Below are 20,298 nucleotides of genomic sequence, written 5' to 3'. Positions count from 1 at the left end.
GCGGGAAACGGGACTCAAACCCGCGACCCTTAGCTTGGAAGGCTAATGCTCTATCAACTGAGCTATTCCCGCTTATAATCTACTGGCAAAAATGCCGTGCAAAATTACAACTTTTTTCCAAACAACCGAACATCTTTCTTCATAATTTCTATTTTTTATTTTACCTACGTCTTTTTCTTTAATCGCAGGAAGAATAATTTAACGATAGAAACCTTATCTTTCTCTCAAATTCCTTTATTTCAGCTGTCTTCAGAACGTCCCTAAAAAGGGTGTGCAAATGTAAAAATATTATTTTAAAAAACTAAAAATTGTTTCCTAATTTTTAATTATTATTTACTCTTGAGTTTTTCTTTGTACTTAACTAACTGTTTTTTAATGGCATCGATAGCCAAATCAATTGCCTCCTCAAATGTATCTGCCTGTTTTTTGGCGAATAAATAATCTTGGGCAGGAATGGAAAGTTTTAACTCAGCAACTTTATTGTTAGCTGCTTCCGGTTTTGCAACCTTTAAGGTTACCTCTACATTTATAATACCATCAAAAAAAGTATCCAGTTTGTTTACTTTTTTATTCACGAATTCCACCAACTTTTGGTCGGCGTTAAAATGCACTGAATTAATTTTTACTTCCATAATTAATCGTTTTTACCACCCCGGGGGTGGGCTTGTTTATAACTCTGTTGCAGTTTCTCGAAAGTTGTATGTGTATAAACCTGAGTTGCTGCCAAATTTGCATGACCTAATAATTCTTTCACCGCATTTAAATCGGCGCCATTATTCAACAAATGAGTTGCATATGTATGCCTTAAAACGTGCGGACTTTTCTTTTCAAGAGAAGTAACCTTTGCCAGGTTGTTTTTTACTACGCGGTACACTAACTTTTCGTACACGGGCTTACCTTTTTCGGTTACAAGTAAAACACCCTCTGGGTTACCTAACTCCTTGTTTCTGATTTTTACGTAATCTTCGAGTAATTTGTTAATCTCTCTTGGATAAGGAACAATACGTTCTTTATTTCGTTTTCCTAATACACGAATCAAATATTCACTTGTATTAAAATCACGATCTTTCAATTGTATTAACTCAGCTAATCTCATTCCCGTCCCGTAAAACAAGGAGAGAATCAGCTTGTCTCGAATTCCTCTAAAATCTTGTTCAAAAAGGTTATCATCCAACAAATGATGCAGCTTTGTTTCTTCAACAAAGTTCGGCAGCTTTTTCCGTACTTTTGGTAACGGTACGTTTAATGCCGGGTTTGAATCAACAACCTGCTCGCGCAGTAAATAGTTGTAAAACGACTTTACCGCACTCACTTTTCGACTGACTGACCGAGGGCTATTGCCTTGTTCCATAAGGTGCACCACCCATGACCGCATCAGCTTCAAATCTACATCTTTAACAATAAAATCCCCGACCATTTTTGTGCAAAATTCCACAAACCGATCGAGGTCTTTTTTGTATGCTGTCACCGTATGAGTAGAGTATCTCTTCTCATACTTTAAAAAATTGATAAACGATTCCTGATAACTCATTGGCCATCTACAACTAATAAATCAGGAACCACTAAAAGATTTTAGTCTTCCTGCTGCTGCAAACCTTGTACGTAGGCAGCTTTTTTCAATTCTTCTCTTCTTCTTACTGAAGGCTTGGTGAACTTTTGACGTTCGCGTAATTCTTTAATCACACCAGTCTTCTCAAATTTTCTCTTGAACCTTTTTAAAGCTCTTTCAATATTTTCGCCCTCTTTTACCGGAATAATAATCATATCTTTCGGATTTACTTTTTAAAATTGAGGCGCAAATTTAGAAATAATTCATAGTAAATCAAATTTAAAGCAAAAAAATAATATTTCCTATCGCTAAATTTTTGTTTTTACTTTTTTAACGACAAGTAATATAAGGACGTATCTTATCAATAAACTCAGGTTCAAGAGTTTGAATATGCTTTAAATCAGCTATTTCCTTTATCGGTCCATCTTTATCTTTGGCGTTAAGTATTGCTGTTGTTTGTGACTTATTAAAATACGGATGTCTTATCAGGTCGCGGTACTCTGCGAAATTAATCCTGATTTTTTTGATTAATAATGTATCTATCACTATCTGGCCCTCCACGTTCCGATATGTTTCTTCTGAAAAGCCATAAACTTCAAGCAATTGTTGTTTAGAGTAAAAGCCACCAAGCAACTCTCGATATTTTATTATTCGTGCGGCATATACCGATCCTATCCCATTCAACTGTTTTAACTGAGTGGTATCAGCCTTATTTAATTCAACTTTTAAATACTCTTTTACAACAGGTATATTTTCTTTTGCCACAGCAGAGTCGGCTTTTTCTGTATTTTCAAATTTAATGTAACGCTCTATTTTGTTATAGGCAAGCGAGTCCATTCCGTAAATTTTAAGAAGATCAGTGTTTTGTTTGAATGTTCCTCCTTTATTGCGGTAAGCAACAATATTAGAAACCTGAAAATTGTTTAAACCGTAACTTTTCAGCACTTCCTTTTTTGCAAAATTTGGATCGAATTTACCGGTTGGCAATTCTGTTTGTGTTACGTTAGCTTTTCTGCGCCCGCTGTGATCTTGCACATCCGAAATCACGAGGTAAGGTGAAATTTGATTAAAAATGGAATCATTGATACCATAAAGCTTCCTGAAGTCGTGCCTTGAATTAAAATGACCTCCGGCATCACGATATTTTATAAGGTTGCGTTTTACATTTTCGGGTAATGCCAATGAATCGAGTTTACTACCTGCAATTTTATTGGGGTCAAATTCAAATAGCTGGTGCTCTTGAGTTGCGATTTTTTGTTCGTTTTGCAAACTTTTATCCCATTCTTCCAGTATTTCGGCAAGCTGTTCGCGGGTATAAAGCGACCTGGGTTCAAATTGGTTATACAATACTTTTACCCCAATCAAAATAACAACAATGATTGCCAAAATGATTATACCAATTCGGTCACCGCGGGAATATGCCAAGAATCCATTTTTTAACTTGAGCCAGGTTCTCTTCATTGTATTCAGGAACTTAAGAGATGCTAATTTACATCATTAAGTTCATTAAATCAATAAAGAAAAGGACGTTAAACCGAAAGGTTTCTAATAAATCGGGGGAAATTTACCCTGTAATTCCCTCCATAAATAATGCGGCAACTGCAATAATTCCTATAGCAATTGGAGCAATGTAGCGAATAATAAAGAATACTATTTTAAACATTACCGAAACCAATTGTCCTTTGTTGCTAATTTCTTCCATAAAGGCTGTTCTGCCCATTCTCCATCCTACAAAAACAACAATTAACAAGGCGCCAAATGTTAGCATAATATTTGCCGACGCATAATTCAGAACCCCAAAAATAGTTTGACCAAATAGCTGAAAATCTGCAAGAGGCCCAAAAGACAAGGTCGCCAAAACACCAAGAACACTAATGGATACTGACCCAATAAGCGTTGCCTTTCCGCGCGAAAACTGAAGTTCTTCTTTTAAATAAGCAACAACAACTTCGAGTACCGAAATAGTTGACGTTAATGCTGCCACGCTTAAAAGAAAGAAGAAAATAATTGAGAATATTACTCCTCCGGGCATCGATTTAAAAACATTTGGCAATACCTCGAACACCAAACCAGGACCGGGCGACATTTGATCTATAGATCCAACCGAGAAGGCAAAAATTGCCGGAATAACCATCAGGCTCGAAAGGATGGCAATGCTGGTATCGGCAAAAGCAACCTGTGCTGAGGTTTTTAACAGGTTATTATCTTTTTGTATATATGAACCATAAGTAATTAGCGTTCCCATACCTATACTTAATGAAAAAGCGGCCTGCCCCAATGCCATTAAAACTGTTTTGAAATTTACGGCACTCCAATCGGGTACAAAAAGATATTTAACCCCTTCTCCGGCTCCTGGCAACGATATGGCACGCACAACTACAAATATGATAAGTACCAAAAGGATGGGCATTAAAATTTTGGTAAACTTCTCGATTCCTTTTTGAATTCCGGCATATACAACAACAGCAGTTAACAACATAAAAACCAACTGCCAGATTAAGGGGCGGTACGGATGGGTACTAAAATCGGCAAAATTCTTTTCCATATCCTGGGTATGCAACAGTTTCCCTGAAATGGCCTGCACGAGATACTCCAGTGTCCAACCGGCAACTGTGCTGTAAAATGCCAGTATGGCAAAAGCGGTAAGAATACCCAAAAAACCAACCAGATACCACGGTGTTCCGGGTGCTATTTTTTTAAAAGACCCAAAGGCATTGAGCTGAGCACGTCGTCCGATTGTAAACTCGGATAACATTACAGGGATTCCGATAAAAAGAATAAAACCAATATAGAGTAACAAAAAGGCTCCCCCCCCATTTTGGGTAGTTACCAATGGAAATCGCCATATATTTCCCAATCCGACTGCCGAACCTGCTGCAGCGGCAATTACACCAAATTTAGAACTAAACGAATCGCGGTTTCCTGAAGGAAGACTTGACATACCAATAATGTTTTATAATTTTTTGACGCCTTAAACTTACAACCTCTCACAGATTGCGCCTCAAAAATGCAAAAAAAATACTCATGACAAAAAACTGGTTAAAAAAAACCAAAAAGATTAACCCTGGATTCCGAGAATTTAAAACGGATAACCTATTGCAAATGAAAAAGCAAAGTCATCTCCGGTTAAACTTCGGTTACCAATAATCCACCGTTGTCCTTCTTGGGCAGAAGGGTCACGAAGTTTCATTCCAATATCAGCACGCAAGATAAAATAGGAAAGATCAAATCGAAAACCAGTACCTGTGCCCACAGCAAACTGCCGGTAAAATTTATTCAGTTTAAATTGAGCTCCTTCCCGGTTGTCGCTTTCATTCATGGCCCAAATATTTCCGACATCTAAAAACAGAGCACCTTCTAAGGCTCCTAATAGTCGGAAACGATATTCGAGGTTGGCTTCAAGCTTAATGTCGGAAGATTGATTGGGATAGGCATCATCTGGAGCTTTATAAGTTCCGGGGCCTAAGGAGCGCACCTGCCAGGCACGAATACCATTGGCACCACCTGCAAAATATTGCTTTTCGTAGGGTAAAACGCGGGAGTTGCCATAAGGTAATCCAACACCAACAAACGCTCGACCAACAACAGAATTGTAACGGTCAATCTGAATGGCTCTTCTCAGCTCGAGGTCTGCCTTTACATATTGTGCAAACCGAATATTAAAAAACTTATAAAACTCATAAGTTTCATTGGTAATGGTGTCAGTAGCTGTTGATTTATCCCTACCGGTAATTCGGGAAAGTGCGTAAAGCAAATTTCCGGAAGATTCAACATTCATTCGCGCGTAGGTATAATTTTTATTCGACGCCAGACGCTGATTATTATAAATAAGGGAATAATTCATTGCAAATATCAGGTGATCGGTAAAACTGCTTTTTATGTACAGGTCTTTTATCGAATTTATAAAATCAGGATCAAACTCGTATAAACGTACCACATTTACATCTAAAAAATTCCATAAGTGTTGGTAATTCTGAGATGTTTTCCAGTCGTATCCTACCTTAAAGTTGGTGATTCGTCGTGTATATTCGGGTCTTTTCTGGTAGTTGTACCCGGCGTTAAAAACAGTTTTTGGTAAGTACTTGGCAAAACTATTTATATATTTTCCGGGCCCCAGAAGTTTTGGAATCATTAGGTTTGTTTCCACACCAAACTCACGGGTATTAAATGCCTCGGTTTGATTGTCAACTTTCCGATGCATTCGTTCTGTCGCTCCTTTTAACCGCAACTGAAAAACCTCGGCTCCTTTAAACAGGTTTCGGTGTTGGTAGTAAATATTACCGGCAACTCCCAGGTTTCCCGAAGTGTTTGTCCCTTCAATGTCAAAAGAGGTTGACTGTTTATTTAACGGTGCCAGACGAATATGACAATCCAGCAAATTTGTATCCTGTTCAGGGTAGGTTTCATTAAATTGAATATCGACAAAACGAAACTGGCGTAACCTGTTTAGGCCATTAAATGTGTTTTCCACCTCGCTGGCATTGTACAAGTCGCCACTTTTCATTTGATTGGTACGGATAAACAAGCCTGGTGGATAAGAGACTTGTTTGTTGGCATAAAGCACCGAGTTGTCCCAAGTTATAGTGTCTGAAAAGACCAGTGTATTTTGCCGGTTTGCGGTTACCGGCGTATTACCGGGCATAACCAAATAAAAGAACTTATTAAGCAGGTAGGGTTTTAAAAGTTTCGAGCTGTCTATTTGGCTGGATTGAATTTCGCCAATATACAAATCCAAAAGCACCTGCCTGCTGTAAAGCGTTGTATCGGCCAGGTACCGAACCTGGTTCTTTGAAAAATAATAGTAACCATTGTTTTGATATAAACTTACTATTCTACGCTGTTGCTTTTCTAATTCGTAAATATCAAAAGGAGTGCCAGGCCGCATTCTGTTTTTAGTAGAATCTTTAAAAAAAATTTCTTTCAATTCCGGCGTTTCAAAGTGATAGTTAATGCGCCTTATTTTATATTGCTGTCCAGATTTAACCGAAAACGTCAGTGTTGCTTTTTGCTTTTTTTCATTAAAATCTACATTTTTTTCTACTTGGGCCTGGTAATATCCTTTCTGCCCCATGTACTGTTCCAGCTGATCAACCGAACGTTCAGCCATTACATTATCATAAATTTGAGGGGCCTCTCCAATTCGTTTTAACCAGTCATCAGTCTTTTTCTTCGACGACAAATTATAGAGCATCAGGTAAAATTTTATAAAACCAAGAATCTTATAATTTTCTTTCTGCCGAAGTACTGCACGGGCTTCTTCTTTGCTAACTTTAGGGTTATCAACTTCCAGTTCAACCTTTTGTAATAAGTATTCCTGCTCCGGAACAAAACGTGTTTGGGAACACGATGCCAAAACCACGACAGATAATAACATTATCCACTTAAAACTTCCTGTAATCTGTTTGTACAACCGCTCTACCAATTCCAACAACTTTTATTTTAACAAAAATAACCAAGAGTTTTTTTAGAAAAAGTAACTTTACCTTTATTATCTAACAATTGGGTTAAAATCAATGATTGGTAAAAGTACAATAAAACTTATTAATTCTTTGGGATTAAAAAAATACAGAACAAAAGAAAATTTATTCCTTGTTGAAGGCGACAAAATGGTTGGTGAAGTATTGCAATCTGAACTTGAAGTGGAGATTTTAGTTGTGACCGATCATTTTTTGCAACAAAATGTACTTCCCCCAAATTCGGCAAAAAGAATAATTGAGGTAGATCAGAAAACGCTGAAAAAAATTAGCTTGCTTCAGCACCCACAATATAGCTTGGCCGTTTGCCAAATTCCGGAAAAAAACAATTCGGAAATTGAAATCGGAAATAACTTGTCCATATATCTTGACGGAATTCAGGATCCGGGAAATATGGGAACGATTATACGTATTTGCGATTGGTACGGTGTTGATCGTTTATTCTGTTCGCCGGATTGTGTTGATTGGTATAACCCAAAAGTAATACAGGCCAGCATGGGGTCTTTCAATCGTGTTGAGTCTGTTTCCTGTGAATTTGAGCCGCTATTCAAACTTGCAGAGCAATATAATGTTCCGGTATTTGGTGCATTTATGAAAGGCGAGAACATTTACCAGCAGGAATTGCCAGCCAGAGCTGTTCTTGTAATGGGAAACGAAGGTAAGGGAATAAGGGCGGTTATAGAAAAACAGATCAAAAACCGCTTAAGCATTCCTAATTTCTCAACAAATGCAGTTAAAGCCGAATCCTTAAACGTATCAGTTGCAACAGCAATAATTTGTTCTGAGTTTAAACGAAATTACTCGAAGTGAAACGACAGTGTGAATATTTTCGACCGTAGATTTTTTATGGATTGGGCATAATACAAACGTTGTTGGCCTCCCGGCAAATCGCCTAACTGGTTGTTTAATCCAAGGCTGAATTTTGCTTCAACAGAAAAACGGAAAAACGGGAAATAATGATCCCAGCCACCGCCAAGCTCAGCGTATAATCCACCGCTCTTTAGTTTTATTAAGTCTTCCTGCGCCGTACGTGAAATATCATGTCGATAAGCGCCACCAAAAATAACATAAGGTCTGTCGTTATTAATTCGCCGGGCCTTATACTTTAATAGTAGCGGAAAATCAAGAAATGTTGAACGTATGGTATAATACGACAAATCTTCATCATACACGTTAACATCTTTTACCGGCACATTAAATGTCAACTGTCGCTCGCCAAACGAAAGTCCGGGTAAAAACCTCAGGTTAAAATCTTTCGACAATCGCATACTGGTTATAATACCAACTGTAAAACCAGGAGTTAAAGTAGCCACATCTGATCGGATTTTACTATCCCATGCAATTCGGTCAAGAGGGTATGGAATAAAATCGGGATTTTCACCAATGGGGTTGTAATTTACCACATTAAAATCGAGGGTATTCATTCCAATCGTAAACCCAAAATGAAAAAGTTTATCATCGAAGGTGGTGAGGTAGTTAATTTTTTGTTTCTGTGCAAAAACACTACAACCAATAAACAGGACTATTATTGAGATAAAAACTTTCTTCACTTTCGTAAATTGTTGCTTTTATGAAAAACAAAAAAACAAAAACTTTATTGTATTAACGGTTCTATTTGTTGGGTTTATGTGCCAGGTAAATTGAGGCTATTCCAAATGTTTGCCTAAAGCACTCATTATGTACAAATCCAACATCGGCTAAAATAGTTAAAAATCTGTCACCATCCGGAAATTCATAAACCGATTCGGGCAAATAAGTATATGCGCTGCTATCTTTTGATATAAATCTTCCTATAAACGGTAAAATATATTTAAAATAGAACATATAAATCTGCTTAAAGGGAAAATGTACAGGTTTTGAGAATTCGAGTACAAAAAAAGCACCACCCGGTTTTATTACCCTAAAAATTTCAGTTAAACCTTGTTCCAGGTTTTCGAAGTTACGAACACCAAAACCAACGATCGCAGCATCAAAAGATGCATTTTCAAAAGGGAGTTTTTCCGAGTCAGCTTTTATGAAATTTATTTGTTTTTCAAGACTTTTGTCCCGAATTTTTTTCCTACCCACATTCAGCATCCCTTCAGAGATATCAATCCCGGTAACTTTAACCGCCCCAAGTTTTGTTGCTGCAATAGCAAAGTCGCCTGTCCCGGTTGCAATATCAAGGATATTCTCAGGAGCGTAGGGTTTCAACTTCCGAATTGTTTTCTTTCGCCACAGTTTATCAATGTTTAATGACAAAACGTGGTTAAGCAGATCGTATTTTGAGGAGATATTATCAAACATCTCCTCTACCTGACCTTTTTTTGACTGTGTTGATTGTTTGTAAGGAAGGGCTGCCATTAAGATCCTACAGTCATTTTATCGATATAACCAAACGACTCATCGTCGATTCTGATTTCTCCTTTCGTAACGTGCCCCAGCGTAAAAAAGGGTACATTAAGTTCCGACATCGCATCCACAAAATCATCTTCTTTTTCCGGATTCACACCAACCAGCAGGCGGCCCATTGCTTCGCCAAATAAAAAGGCATCGTTTCGGGTTTCTGCGTCAGTGGTAATATCAAATCCTAATTCGTTTGGAATGGCAGCACGCAGCAAAGTAAAAAACAAACCACCTTTACCAACCGGACTAGCACTCTCAATCAGATTTTTGTCTGCTAATACTTTTATGGCTTTCTGAACAGCCAATTCATCTTCAATGTTGTAGGCGGGCAGCGGCGATTCTGATATACCGTGATAAAACTCAAGATACTCCGAAGAACCGATGTCGTTTAACGATCTGCCAATAACAAAAATATGGTTGCCTTTGTTTTTAAAACTATGCGTTATTAGGCTTACATCGGCAGCCACCCGCGCCATCATACTAATTATTATGGTTGGAGGCACAGGTCCATGCTCCGAGAAATGGTCAAAACGAATTTTTCTGTCTGAAATTTTTAAGCCAAACTTTGCAGCTGCATTTTCTAATCCTTTTTTGGCTCCGGATGCAATAAACTGTCCATTCGGATCAGCAATGTCGATGTGATACAAGAAAGCACTCAAAGCAAAAGGTTTGGCACCAAAACACAACATTTTCCGGGTAGCCCGTGCAATAAGAATTTCAGTTGCTTTTTGCGGATCGTTTTCTAAATGATGGTGAAAGGCATGCGTACTCATTGCCATACGTGTGCCATTATTATCCATTTCAAAAATGCCGGTATCGTCGGCATCGCTATCGCCAATCGATTCCGGAGAAATACCTTGCTCACTAAAATCGTTAAAATAATTAATCGTTGATAAATTAGGATTTACCATTAGCGAGAAGACTATCTCCTCCAGGTTTTCTGGTTCCGCAATTTGATCTATCGAGAACTCTTCTTTTGTTTGAACAGCATCACTCATACAGCATTTTTTTCTTGTTAACCTCTGGCAAAGGTAATTAAGTAGGTGATTTTACCATAAAATTTGCTTTCTTTTTTGTTCCTGATAATACCGTTTGATTTTGCGTGTTGGAATATTTGATTTTTATGTTTGAATAACAAAGAAATGATGAAAACAGCTAAAAATGCTTAATGCCGTGTATTGTGATTAAAACCTTGGGGAGAATTTAACTAACTTTGCAACTTAATTAAAAAAGAATGTCAGAAGCAATAGTAGTTACACCGGTTAAAGATTCGTTGGAAACAACCAAACGTACCATTAAAGCGATAATGGAAGCTAAAGGTAAGTTTGATTATTTTGTATATAATGATTTCAGTCAGCCAGAAACCCGGGACTTTTTAAACGAGGCTGCCGCAAAAGATGGTTTTTCTGTTGTGCACCTCGAGGATATAACCAATACTCCTTCTCCTAACTACAAGCTGGTTCTGCAAAAAGTACAACAATTAGCTTTACAGGCTAAGGTTCCGCTAATTTTAATAGAATCTGACGTCGTTATCAAAAACGACACAATTGAACGTTTACTTGAGCTAATGAATTCGAAACCAGATGCAGGAGTTATTGGAGCTATTACTGTTGATAAGAACGACAATTATAACTTCCCATACAATTTCGAGAAGCATAAGAGTAACGACGTGGTTGATACTTCGCACAGTTTAAGTTTTTGTTGTACACTGATTACTGTACCTTTTTTGCAAAAATTCAGTTTTTATGATTTGGCACAAAATAAAGACTGGTTTGATGTTTTTATCAGTCGCCAGTCTAAAAAGATGGGATTTAGTAATTATCTTGCAAAAGGTATAAGGGTTTTACATCTGCCACATTCGAGCAGGCCCTGGAAAAATCTGAAATATAAGAACCCTGTTCTTTATTATTTAAAAAAGATATTTTTAAAGCGAGACCGAATTTAAATGCAGGAACACTTATTAAATAAAAGAAACAAAGTAATTGGGCATCTTCTTTTCTGGGCTGCCAGTATTTTGTTTTTGTGTTTCATTTTTTTTATTTACAGTCGCGAATTTGACCTGAAAACTATAGCCAAAGCTGTAACAATTAATGCAGGTTTTGGCATTGCCGTATATTTCAATTTGTACATTCTTATTCCACGTTTTCTTACCCGTAAACAATACATTTATTACCTGTTTTGGCTGGTAGTTCTTATTTCCATAAGCAGTTTAATCCTTCAGGCCCTTATTGTTTACCCGCTAAGGTCATTCCTTGAGGTCTCTGAGCAACTCACGTCAATTAGTTCCGAGACCCATTCCGCCTTCTTTTTTGCCACCCTGTTTTATGTTGGCATTACTACATTTTTAAAATTATTTAAGGATTGGCTTTCGCTGCAAGACATCAACTATAAACTTGCAAAAACTGAAAAAGAAAAACTTGAGGCAGAGCTGAAGTCTTTAAAAGGTCAGTTAAATCCGCACTTTTTGTTTAACTCATTAAACAATATTTATTCACTGGCCTTAATCCAATCGGAAAAGGTTCCGGATCTGATTCTACGGCTGTCTGATCTAATGCGCCACATTATTTACGATTCAAAGGACAATTTTATTGCTTTACAAAAAGAAATTGAATTTGTGGATAATTTTATTGCTTTACAGAAAATACGTATTACTGAAAATACTTCAATTAATTATACTAAACCTTCCTCGGTTCCTTCCGCATATATTGCTCCTCTTCTGTTTGAACCTTTTATAGATAATGCATTTAAACACGGTTTGCCAGGAACAGAAACGGATTTTATCGCTATTACCTTCGAAATAAAAGATGATTGGTTAGGTTTTCGTTTGGAGAACAATTATTCAAACGAAGAAAATACCAATACCAAGAACTCAGGAATAGGTATTGCAAATGTAAAACAGCGTCTGGAACACCTTTATAAGCCCGGAGAATACCATTTACAAATTGAGCGGGCAAATGATAAGCACTCGGTACTTTTACAATTAAAACTTAAAACAAATGGCAATTAAGGCTCTTATTATCGATGACGAACCCCTTGCTCAGAATGTGATTAAACAATACGCACAAAAAATTCCTTTCCTCGAAATCACCGGAGCATGTAACGATGCTATTTGTGCTCAAAAATTTATTCACGAAAACGAGGTTGATCTTTTGTTTTTAGACATTAATATGCCGAAACTCTCTGGTATTTCTTTTCTTAAAACCTTAAACCGACGGCCTTTGGTTATTTTTACCACTGCCTACTCCGAATATGCGCTGGAAGCCTATGACCTAAATGCAATTGATTACCTAAAGAAGCCATTCTCATTTGAACGGTTTTTTAAGGCTTTTAGCAGAGCAGAAGAGCTTTTTTTATTAAAGAATAAACAAACAACTACTGCGGAGAGCAATAAAGATGTCAATGATTTTCTATTCATTAAAGCAAACAAAAAAACCATAAAAGTTAAGTTTTCCGATATTTTTTACATTGAAGGCTTAGGAGACTATATCAAGATACATCTTAATACCGAGAAAATTGTTACAAATCTTTCTATGAAGAAAATTTTCTCCTTGCTACCGGAAGACCAATTCTATCGCACCCACAAATCATTTATTATTGCAGTTGATAAAATTGAATCGTTAGAAGGCAATATGGTTAGTATTTCGGGAGAAAAATTACCAATCGGCAATAGTTATCGCTCCGACTTTTTTGACTATGTAAAACGCTTTACTGCTGATTAGAATAAAATAAAACCTTGTTGTTTTAATGTTTCCAGCATTTTAGCCGAAAAAAAGTTATTGTCTGCTTCTTTGTATCGCACATCGGTAAATACCTGTGCTAATGTCTCCTTACCATTCTCTGACACAAATTTTTTCGAAGCGTCCAGATTCTCCTTACATTCATACAGGCGATCAATATCAGACTTTTTGTAGTCACAATAGCTCTCCTTATGAATAATTCCTTCCAAAGGAATTCGGTCTGTTAACTCAGGTACCTCCACCGGATAACCTAAAGCTACAGTAGTTACCGGAAAAGTAAGTAAAGGCAGGTCTAACACGTCAATAATTTCTTTTGCATTGTATGTTGTAGTGCCTAAATAACAAATACCAAGCCCATAATTCTCAGCAGCTATACAAACGTTTTGGGCAACTAAAATAGCATCAATAAGAGCATTTGTAAACGACAGGAAGTTATTATATCCTGGCTTTGCATTATTAAATTCGCACCATTTTGTAAATCGATTAAAATCGGCAACAAAAGTTAATAGAACAGGAGCCGTCTTAGCAACGGGTTGATTAAAATGCAGCGGAGCCAGCTTTTCGATACTTTCCTTACAACGATTAACAACGATGCTGTACAACTGCATATTTCCGGTTGTAGAAGCGCGTGTGCCCGAATAAAGAATACTCTTGAGCAACTCTTCACTAATTTCCTTGTCTTTAAACTTTCTAACCGTTACATGTTTGTTTAAAAGTTCCATTACAACTCACTTTTTTAATGCTTATTCTACTATTCTATAAAATAAAAAAGGGAAGCTAAAAGCTTCCCCTTTTTAATCAATCAATTCGGTATTACCTTTTAATAATCCTTTCTGATTTAACGATTTCGTCGTCAGCAATTAATGTTACAACGTAAACGCCAGTTACCAGATTACCAGTACGGATTTCATAACTTGGATATTCAATATCTAAGATTCTTTGACCAGCAATGTTAGAAACAACTACACGGTCAAGTTTATCTGCATTGTCAATTCTGATGAAATCATTGAATGGGTTAGGATAAACCGCGAATTCAAGCGTTTCGAATCCTGGCTCTACACCTGTTGCCCAGTCAGGACCTGTAGTAAACATCCACTCTTCACCAAGCTCACCAGCAACGTCACCGTCCCAGGTTAAACCGTCACCTACAACAACTCCGCTGTCAACAGCAACAGTGTAAGTAGTGTTTTTATCTAATCCTAATTCTCCTTCAGCAACTTCGTATGTCACTGTAATCGTTCCTGCAACAGGATCAACCATAGTGGAAGTGATAGGAATAGTCAAATATTCTTCAGTTGAATCTTTTACTGTAACTGTTAGGTTTCCAGTAACTGAATCATTAAATGCAATTGGTCCATCAAATGTGATAACGAATGTTGGATGATTATCTTCAAGAGTGTCTACTGGACTTACACTTACTAAGTCTGGCATACTTCTATCCTTTTCATCAACCGTTACATTAATTTCTGCAGTACAAACTGAATCCATATTGTAGATGAATGTGTAATCACCTGCATAAAGCATAGTGTCTAACATCGCTTCTGCGTATACAAACTGGACAGCTTCGCCTGTGTAAGTAACTAATGTAGTATCCATGCTCATTGGGTATTCCAATGTAATGGTATCCATAGCAGCACATTCGTGAGCATCGTATACAGTAATGTAGTGCATACCGCCACCTAATACTACCATGTCATCAGTAATTACTTCGTCACCAACCATTACAGTGTAAGGTGCAACACCACCCGCAGGAGTAATAGTAACTTCAGTTCCACATCCGTCAACATCACCTGCAACTACAGTAACAGTAAGTTCGTCGCTGATTACCTGGTCGAATGTTACTGAATCTTTTGCAGACTCACATCCCATGCTGTCAACAACATATACTTCGTAGTGTTGGTCATCATCACTTTCGTTATCAAATTTGAAGATTTGATCTAAGATGATGTCACCTTCTTCGTACCAACCTGTTTCACCAAAGTGAGGAGCTGATTCAATTTCGTATTGTCTCCACATTACTTTGAATTTACGTCCTTCTTCACCTTGTACACTTACTTTAACAGAAGCAGCTGTGTCTCCTGAACAAGTAACGTCCATCATGTCGAATGTAATAGGCTCAACAGGAATAATTTGTAATGTATTTGTTGTATCTGTACAACCATTATCATCCATTACAACTACAGTGTATGATTTACCAGTTTGTACTAAGAATGAATTATCTTCCTGGTAATCAGTTTTCAAGTTTCCACTTTGCCATAATTGGTATTCAAATGGAGCTGTACTTGAGTCAGTAACTGTAACTTCAATGTAACCTTCAGTTTCATCAGGACAAGTAAACATACCTTCTGCTTTGTCTAACACAGCTACCAGTTCTTTTGGCTCAGTAACTTCTACTGAATCCATTGTAGAACAACCAGTTGCATCATGTGTCACAGTAATGTAATATACACCTGCTCCGACATTTTCTAAAGTATCCATTTCAACACCGTCGATTTCTACAGTAACTTCCGGATCAACAAGTGGAGTTTCGTTTTCAGTTACTACTACATTGCTAACAATTACATCAGCTGTAGTTTCACCGTTACACTGAATAGGATCTTCAACGTCAATATCAAATGTTACAACGAAAGCTGGTTCTTCAATTTGAACACGCCATTCGTTAACAGGCTGATCGTTTTCATCGTATTCACCACCGATAATACAGTTGTTAGCATCTTTCGCCCATACAACCCATGTTCCGGCCATTTTTACACTGAATACGCTATCGCTTACCCATTCGTCGCCATCAACAGCAGGAATGTCTTCAATAAGAATGTGACCTGTTACAGGATCAGCTAAAGCTGCATAGTATTCGTAGTTTCCAACACCGCCTGAAGCTTGAATTGAGAACATTCCAGAATCCAGACAGGTAATGTCCTGAATCCAGGTAGCTTCAAGTTCCAATTCTGTTGGTTCTGAGATATCTAAATTATTAATGTTACTCTCGCATCCTTCAGCATCAACTACTGTTACACTGTAAGAACCTGCAACCAACATTTCGAATACATTTTCACCATCAGCATCATAAGTAATTGTATCAATTGCTACAGCTGATTCTGAAAGTATTAATTCGTAAGGAGCAGTACCTCCACTAACTGAAGTAACTTCAATAATACCTTCGTCGCTGCCATTACAATGTACAGAATCAACAATTACAGCAACACCAATTAGACTGTCTGGTTGGTTAATTACAACTTCAGTACTGATTTCACATTCTCTTCCATGATTTTCGATAGCAACAATTTCATAGTTACCTGCAGCAAGATCTGTAAGAACTACGGTATAGGCTGAATCTTCGTGTGAGCCAACCATTATATCATTTACATATATATCGAAATCAACCCCAACGTTACCTCCGGTAACAGTTATTTCTAATTTACCATTAGGATCTTCTAAACAACTAGCAGTTACGTCTGTAACATCAACATCCAACATTAAAGGTAACGGTTGATTAATAACTACAGTTTGTGGTTCTGATGGACATTCAGGAGAGTCTGCATCGCGTACCCAAACCTGGTATGTACCTGGTTCTGTAATAACAACTGTTTTTTTGTCTGAATCTGCTGGGAATGCTAACCAAGGAGCAGCACCAATTTTAAATTCGTAATCTCCGCTTACGCCACCGTATGCATCGATGAATACTTTACCATCACTTGCACCAAAACAAGAGATATGTTCGTAGTCCATAGAGAAATCTACAGCTTCTTTTGGCTGCGTAATAATAATAGGCTCACTCATATCGCCTTCGCAACCGTTAAGGTCGATTACTTCCAATACGTACCAACCTTCAGGAAGACCTGTGAAAATAGTAGTGGTTACTGAATCATATTCTTCAATAACATCACCCATGTATTCGTGTAAGCTGTATACCAATTCGCCTGAACCACCAGTGGCTGCTTCGAATTCGATAACACCTGAGCTATCGCCGTAACAAATATTGTGTGTAGTAGAAATAGTATCTCCAACTAACAATTCGTCGTAACCGGCTACAATAATTGAGTCAGAAATGAAACGCGTAGTATCGTTACAGAACTCATCCCAAACAACAGCAAAGTAAGTACCTTTACTAACGTTGATATTTACTGAATCTGCACCTTCTGGCCATTCTAAACCATATTCGTCCATTTCCATATTTTCTGCTTTAGCTTTTGTATTAGCTAATGCATAATAAATATCGTAACCATCCATAGCTGGTTCACCATCTAATTTCAAGGTGATTTTGCCATCGTTTGATTCGTAACACGAAGCAACCTCTGTAACAGTTGCTGTAACAGTAGCTAATTCCTGTTCTCTAACAGTAAAGGTGAAGTAATCAGCTTCGCCATCACCGTCCTGATCAAGTTTACAACCGTAAGAATCTTCAATCCAGATATAGTAGGTTCCTGGAGCAATTACATCCTCGTCTAAATGATAAGGATAAAAATAGAAATAGAATTCATCATACCAATTCGCATAAGCACCAATTTGTTCACCTGCCAAATAAACAGAATCAACATCTGTAGTCACATAGGCGCTCAAATATCTATTGTCATCATAATCTATTCCAGACCAGTAACCATAACCACGTACGCCTTCACTTGTTTCACCTTCGCAAACTACAGTATCAGCACTCACTAAATAATCAATATAATGATAAGCATCATCCACATAAATTTCGTATTCATCTGTTAAGTGTGGACAATTGGCATCACGAACATAAATATCATAATTACGTCCACCGCGTACATTAAATACATTATCAACATACCAGTCGTTACCATTTATTGAATATTCGTATTCTCCGGTACCACCTGCAGCGTAAATCTTAAGTAAACCATCGTTTCCTCCGGTACATGTTGGTTCTACTTCATCCCATCCGTTGAAATGTACTGGCATCAATTGGTCGATTTCAATATCTTCCGGCCATGCTAATTCACAGTCTGTTTCATCAGCATCTCTTACACTTAGTGTGTAATCACCTGCTTCAACATACCATGCCCATGCAGTATCTTGCCACATTTCGCCATCGAAACTAAACTCATAGTTTCCTGAACCACCGGTTAAATTTTCAATAGTTACCCAAGTGCTATCGCCATAACAAATAATAGTGTCGTTATAAACCACTTCATAATGTAAGTCTTCAGGAGACTGCACAGAAACAACATTACCAGTTCCGTTTGGATTGTCGTATTCTGCTGTATCCATACATGGATTCCCAACATATAATGAGTAGTAAATTGGCGACAAGTCTTCAATAAAGATAGTATCACCTGTCATTGAAACAGGAGAACCGCCTCCAACCCATGCAGTGTAAGCAACACCGGCAGGCTCAATATTAAATACTTTAATTACACCATCTTTAGTTGTAGTATCACCACAACTAACATCTACAATTGCAATATCAAATGTAATTTCGTCTGGCTGAACAATAACCAAAGTACTGTCAAGATTACCAGGACAGCCTAAGCTATCTTCAACTGATACCGTATATGATCCGGCAGGCACTGATATTACTGCAGGAACAATTTCGGTAACAGTCATACCACCAATAGTGATATCATAAGATCCATCAGCATAAGGAGTACCACCAATTACATTTACAATAATATCTACTGAATCGCCTCTACACAACACAGAGTCAGTAGAAGCTTCAAACTGAGTAATTTCAACTACATCAGGAGGATAATTCACATAAACAGAATCCCATTCTGAAACTCCACAATCAGGATTTACACCCTGAACAGCAGCATAGTACCAGCCACCTGCAGCAGCAAACTGCGTACCACCTTCATAAGCGTAATCCGAGTAATCACCAGCTGGTCCTACCCAGTTAACACTATCTACAAAATAAACTGTATGTGGAGGATGGCTACCTTCAAAATAAATAGTAACCTCACCCTGATCGTCCCAACATTGCGGATGTTCCGCAGCCATTGAATCGATCAAAACCTGCTGGATTGTATCCTGACCAGCGAGATCCAATTCATTAGAGTAACAAGTATCATTAACTAACACCCGTACTGTGAATCCTACTCCTTCTGTCACCCAGAAAGTAGAATCGGCGGTATAACCACCTACATCATCTGGATCACCATCCCAGTTAAACGCAAATTTTGCATCCGGATACCCAGTAACCTTGTACTGAACAAGATCGCTGTCGCATACCGTTGTAATGTCGGTAACCAGCACAACATCACTTGCCGAAATTGTCGGGCCACAGTCATTCTGCGCCTTAACCACAGTAACCGTGCTCAACAACATAACAAGCAACGCTAAGCTAAAAAGCCTTGTAAACATTTTTCTCATAGCATTTCTTTTAAATTGAACTTAATTGATTGATTGATTTTAATTTATTTAATTCTTTAATCATTTATCCTGACTATTTGGTCTCTGTAAGTATAGTAAACTCTACAAACGTATAAAAATTTGCATCAATGTACAAAATATAACCTGCATAAAATGCATTCTTTTACACAATGTTTTCAACAGGGCCATACCAAATCCAAAGCTTAATTTTTAATATCTAATTATTTTTTGGGTTTGAACGCAATCCAGGCTCTGTATTTAAACCTATTTCAGTGCAATTTTAATCTTATTTTTTTAATTACATATAATAAATGGATTATTTTTTCGCTTATTTTATGTAATATTTTCAGAAACGATGAAAAATAGCGACCAAAATTACAATAGACACAGCTTTTTAAAGGGTTTTCAACGACTTCGTTCTTCATTTCACCAACAAAGAAGTGGCTGGCATTGTCGCAAGCTCCTAAGTATTACTATTTTTATACTATTACTTCTTGGGATCAGCTCGTGTAAAACCTGCAAATGCCCGGCATACAGTTATCAACAGCAGCAAGGGATAGAAAACCTCCAGCAACAAAAGACCTAAACAGGATTCAGCTTTCTAAAAACTGTTCGGTTATTAATAGGTATAAAAGCGGATTCCTGTTTTCCGCTGGTCTTGTTTTCTTCTACCATTAAACGTAACCGGAATTATTATTTACCTCAGAGTAGCTTCACCATCTTCGTACTATGTAAAAATGAGTAGTAATATCGGATCACATTAAAAATCCGGTGGACTTTGTTCTTTTGCTAATATATTAATATCGCTTGCTAGCCCCTTCCGGGGGAC

15 protein-coding genes and 1 tRNA gene are annotated in these 20,298 nt (G+C 37.5%); 4 read left to right on the top strand and 12 right to left on the bottom strand.

Annotated elements, in window-relative coordinates:
• From QZ574_RS18870 to QZ574_RS18840, 7 genes are all read right to left on the bottom strand, one after another.
• Positions 1-72, bottom strand: a tRNA-Gly gene (locus QZ574_RS18870).
• 257 nt (positions 73-329) lie between these two features.
• Complete coding sequence (raiA, locus tag QZ574_RS18865) at positions 330-632, bottom strand: ribosome-associated translation inhibitor RaiA (protein ID WP_297092460.1); 303 nt, start codon at positions 630-632, stop codon at positions 330-332.
• Positions 633-634: 2 nt separating this feature from the next.
• Positions 635-1,531, bottom strand: a complete 897-nt coding sequence (locus QZ574_RS18860) for a tyrosine-type recombinase/integrase (RefSeq protein WP_297092459.1) — start codon at positions 1,529-1,531, stop codon at positions 635-637.
• A 41-nt stretch (positions 1,532-1,572) separates the two neighbouring features.
• Positions 1,573-1,764 (bottom strand): 30S ribosomal protein S21, encoded by a 192-nt coding sequence (rpsU, locus tag QZ574_RS18855; RefSeq protein ID WP_297092457.1) that lies wholly within the window; start codon positions 1,762-1,764, stop codon positions 1,573-1,575.
• A 115-nt stretch (positions 1,765-1,879) separates the two neighbouring features.
• Entirely contained in the window at positions 1,880-2,974 is a 1,095-nt protein-coding gene (locus QZ574_RS18850; RefSeq protein WP_297092455.1) for a helix-hairpin-helix domain-containing protein, read from the bottom strand.
• Between the two features lie 139 nt (positions 2,975-3,113).
• A complete protein-coding gene (locus QZ574_RS18845; RefSeq protein ID WP_297092453.1) occupies positions 3,114-4,490 on the bottom strand; it encodes a sodium-dependent transporter in 1,377 nt (458 codons plus the stop codon).
• A gap of 138 nt (positions 4,491-4,628) precedes the next feature.
• The gene (locus tag QZ574_RS18840) at positions 4,629-6,977 is read right to left on the bottom strand and encodes a BamA/TamA family outer membrane protein (RefSeq protein ID WP_297092451.1); all 2,349 of its coding nucleotides are present in this window, start codon (positions 6,975-6,977) and stop codon (positions 4,629-4,631) included.
• Positions 6,978-7,062: 85 nt separating this feature from the next.
• Between QZ574_RS18840 and QZ574_RS18835 the strand changes: the two genes are divergently transcribed.
• The gene (locus QZ574_RS18835; RefSeq protein WP_297092449.1) at positions 7,063-7,833 is read left to right on the top strand and encodes an RNA methyltransferase; all 771 of its coding nucleotides are present in this window, start codon (positions 7,063-7,065) and stop codon (positions 7,831-7,833) included.
• Here QZ574_RS18835 and QZ574_RS18830 read toward each other — a convergent pair.
• The 3 genes from QZ574_RS18830 to QZ574_RS18820 all read right to left on the bottom strand — a co-directional run bounded on the left by QZ574_RS18830 (position 7,821) and on the right by QZ574_RS18820 (position 10,406).
• Positions 7,821-8,573, bottom strand: coding sequence for a porin family protein (locus QZ574_RS18830; RefSeq protein ID WP_297092447.1), 753 nt, complete (start codon positions 8,571-8,573; stop codon positions 7,821-7,823). The genes QZ574_RS18835 and QZ574_RS18830 overlap by 13 nt on opposite strands.
• Before the next feature lie 61 nt (positions 8,574-8,634).
• Complete coding sequence (gene ubiE, locus QZ574_RS18825; protein WP_297092445.1) at positions 8,635-9,366, bottom strand: bifunctional demethylmenaquinone methyltransferase/2-methoxy-6-polyprenyl-1,4-benzoquinol methylase UbiE; 732 nt, start codon at positions 9,364-9,366, stop codon at positions 8,635-8,637.
• A complete protein-coding gene (locus QZ574_RS18820) occupies positions 9,366-10,406 on the bottom strand; it encodes an AIR synthase-related protein (protein ID WP_297092443.1) in 1,041 nt (346 codons plus the stop codon). Before QZ574_RS18820 ends, ubiE begins: the two co-directional genes overlap by 1 nt.
• Positions 10,407-10,642: 236 nt before the next feature.
• Here QZ574_RS18820 and QZ574_RS18815 point away from each other — a divergent pair, with 236 nt between their 5' ends.
• The 3 genes from QZ574_RS18815 to QZ574_RS18805 are packed head-to-tail and all read left to right on the top strand — an operon-like array spanning position 10,643 to position 13,127.
• A complete protein-coding gene (locus tag QZ574_RS18815; protein ID WP_297092441.1) occupies positions 10,643-11,353 on the top strand; it encodes a glycosyltransferase in 711 nt (236 codons plus the stop codon).
• On the top strand, positions 11,354-12,415 hold the full coding sequence (locus tag QZ574_RS18810) for a histidine kinase (RefSeq protein ID WP_297092439.1): 1,062 nt from the start codon (positions 11,354-11,356) through the stop codon (positions 12,413-12,415).
• On the top strand, positions 12,405-13,127 hold the full coding sequence (locus tag QZ574_RS18805; protein WP_297092437.1) for a LytTR family DNA-binding domain-containing protein: 723 nt from the start codon (positions 12,405-12,407) through the stop codon (positions 13,125-13,127). Before QZ574_RS18810 ends, QZ574_RS18805 begins: the two co-directional genes overlap by 11 nt.
• Here the strand turns inward: QZ574_RS18805 and QZ574_RS18800 are convergent.
• Positions 13,124-13,867, bottom strand: coding sequence for a nitroreductase family protein (locus QZ574_RS18800; protein ID WP_297092434.1), 744 nt, complete (start codon positions 13,865-13,867; stop codon positions 13,124-13,126). The genes QZ574_RS18805 and QZ574_RS18800 overlap by 4 nt on opposite strands.
• A gap of 91 nt (positions 13,868-13,958) precedes the next feature.
• Positions 13,959-19,469, bottom strand: a complete 5,511-nt coding sequence (locus QZ574_RS18795) for a T9SS type A sorting domain-containing protein (RefSeq protein WP_297092432.1) — start codon at positions 19,467-19,469, stop codon at positions 13,959-13,961.
• Between the last annotated feature and the right edge of the window lie 829 nt (positions 19,470-20,298).

The organism is uncultured Draconibacterium sp., assembly GCF_913063105.1.
Taxonomy (GTDB): domain Bacteria; phylum Bacteroidota; class Bacteroidia; order Bacteroidales; family Prolixibacteraceae; genus Draconibacterium.
This window is presented reverse-complemented; position numbering and strand designations above follow the sequence as displayed.

What these genes read in the sequence shown, in the direction of transcription:
- raiA (WP_297092460.1), bottom strand. Translation starts at nt 632, where the DNA reads ATGGAAGTAAAAATTAATTCAGTGCATTTTAACGCCGACCAAAAGTTG.
- QZ574_RS18810 (WP_297092439.1), top strand. Translation starts at nt 11,354, where the DNA reads ATGCAGGAACACTTATTAAATAAAAGAAACAAAGTAATTGGGCATCTT.
- QZ574_RS18860 (WP_297092459.1), bottom strand. Translation starts at nt 1,531, where the DNA reads ATGAGTTATCAGGAATCGTTTATCAATTTTTTAAAGTATGAGAAGAGA.
- QZ574_RS18845 (WP_297092453.1), bottom strand. Translation starts at nt 4,490, where the DNA reads ATGTCAAGTCTTCCTTCAGGAAACCGCGATTCGTTTAGTTCTAAATTT.
- QZ574_RS18835 (WP_297092449.1), top strand. Translation starts at nt 7,063, where the DNA reads ATGATTGGTAAAAGTACAATAAAACTTATTAATTCTTTGGGATTAAAA.
- QZ574_RS18815 (WP_297092441.1), top strand. Translation starts at nt 10,643, where the DNA reads ATGTCAGAAGCAATAGTAGTTACACCGGTTAAAGATTCGTTGGAAACA.
- ubiE (WP_297092445.1), bottom strand. Translation starts at nt 9,366, where the DNA reads ATGGCAGCCCTTCCTTACAAACAATCAACACAGTCAAAAAAAGGTCAG.
- QZ574_RS18805 (WP_297092437.1), top strand. Translation starts at nt 12,405, where the DNA reads ATGGCAATTAAGGCTCTTATTATCGATGACGAACCCCTTGCTCAGAAT.
- QZ574_RS18820 (WP_297092443.1), bottom strand. Translation starts at nt 10,406, where the DNA reads ATGAGTGATGCTGTTCAAACAAAAGAAGAGTTCTCGATAGATCAAATT.
- QZ574_RS18800 (WP_297092434.1), bottom strand. Translation starts at nt 13,867, where the DNA reads ATGGAACTTTTAAACAAACATGTAACGGTTAGAAAGTTTAAAGACAAG.
- QZ574_RS18795 (WP_297092432.1), bottom strand. Translation starts at nt 19,469, where the DNA reads ATGAGAAAAATGTTTACAAGGCTTTTTAGCTTAGCGTTGCTTGTTATG.
- rpsU (WP_297092457.1), bottom strand. Translation starts at nt 1,764, where the DNA reads ATGATTATTATTCCGGTAAAAGAGGGCGAAAATATTGAAAGAGCTTTA.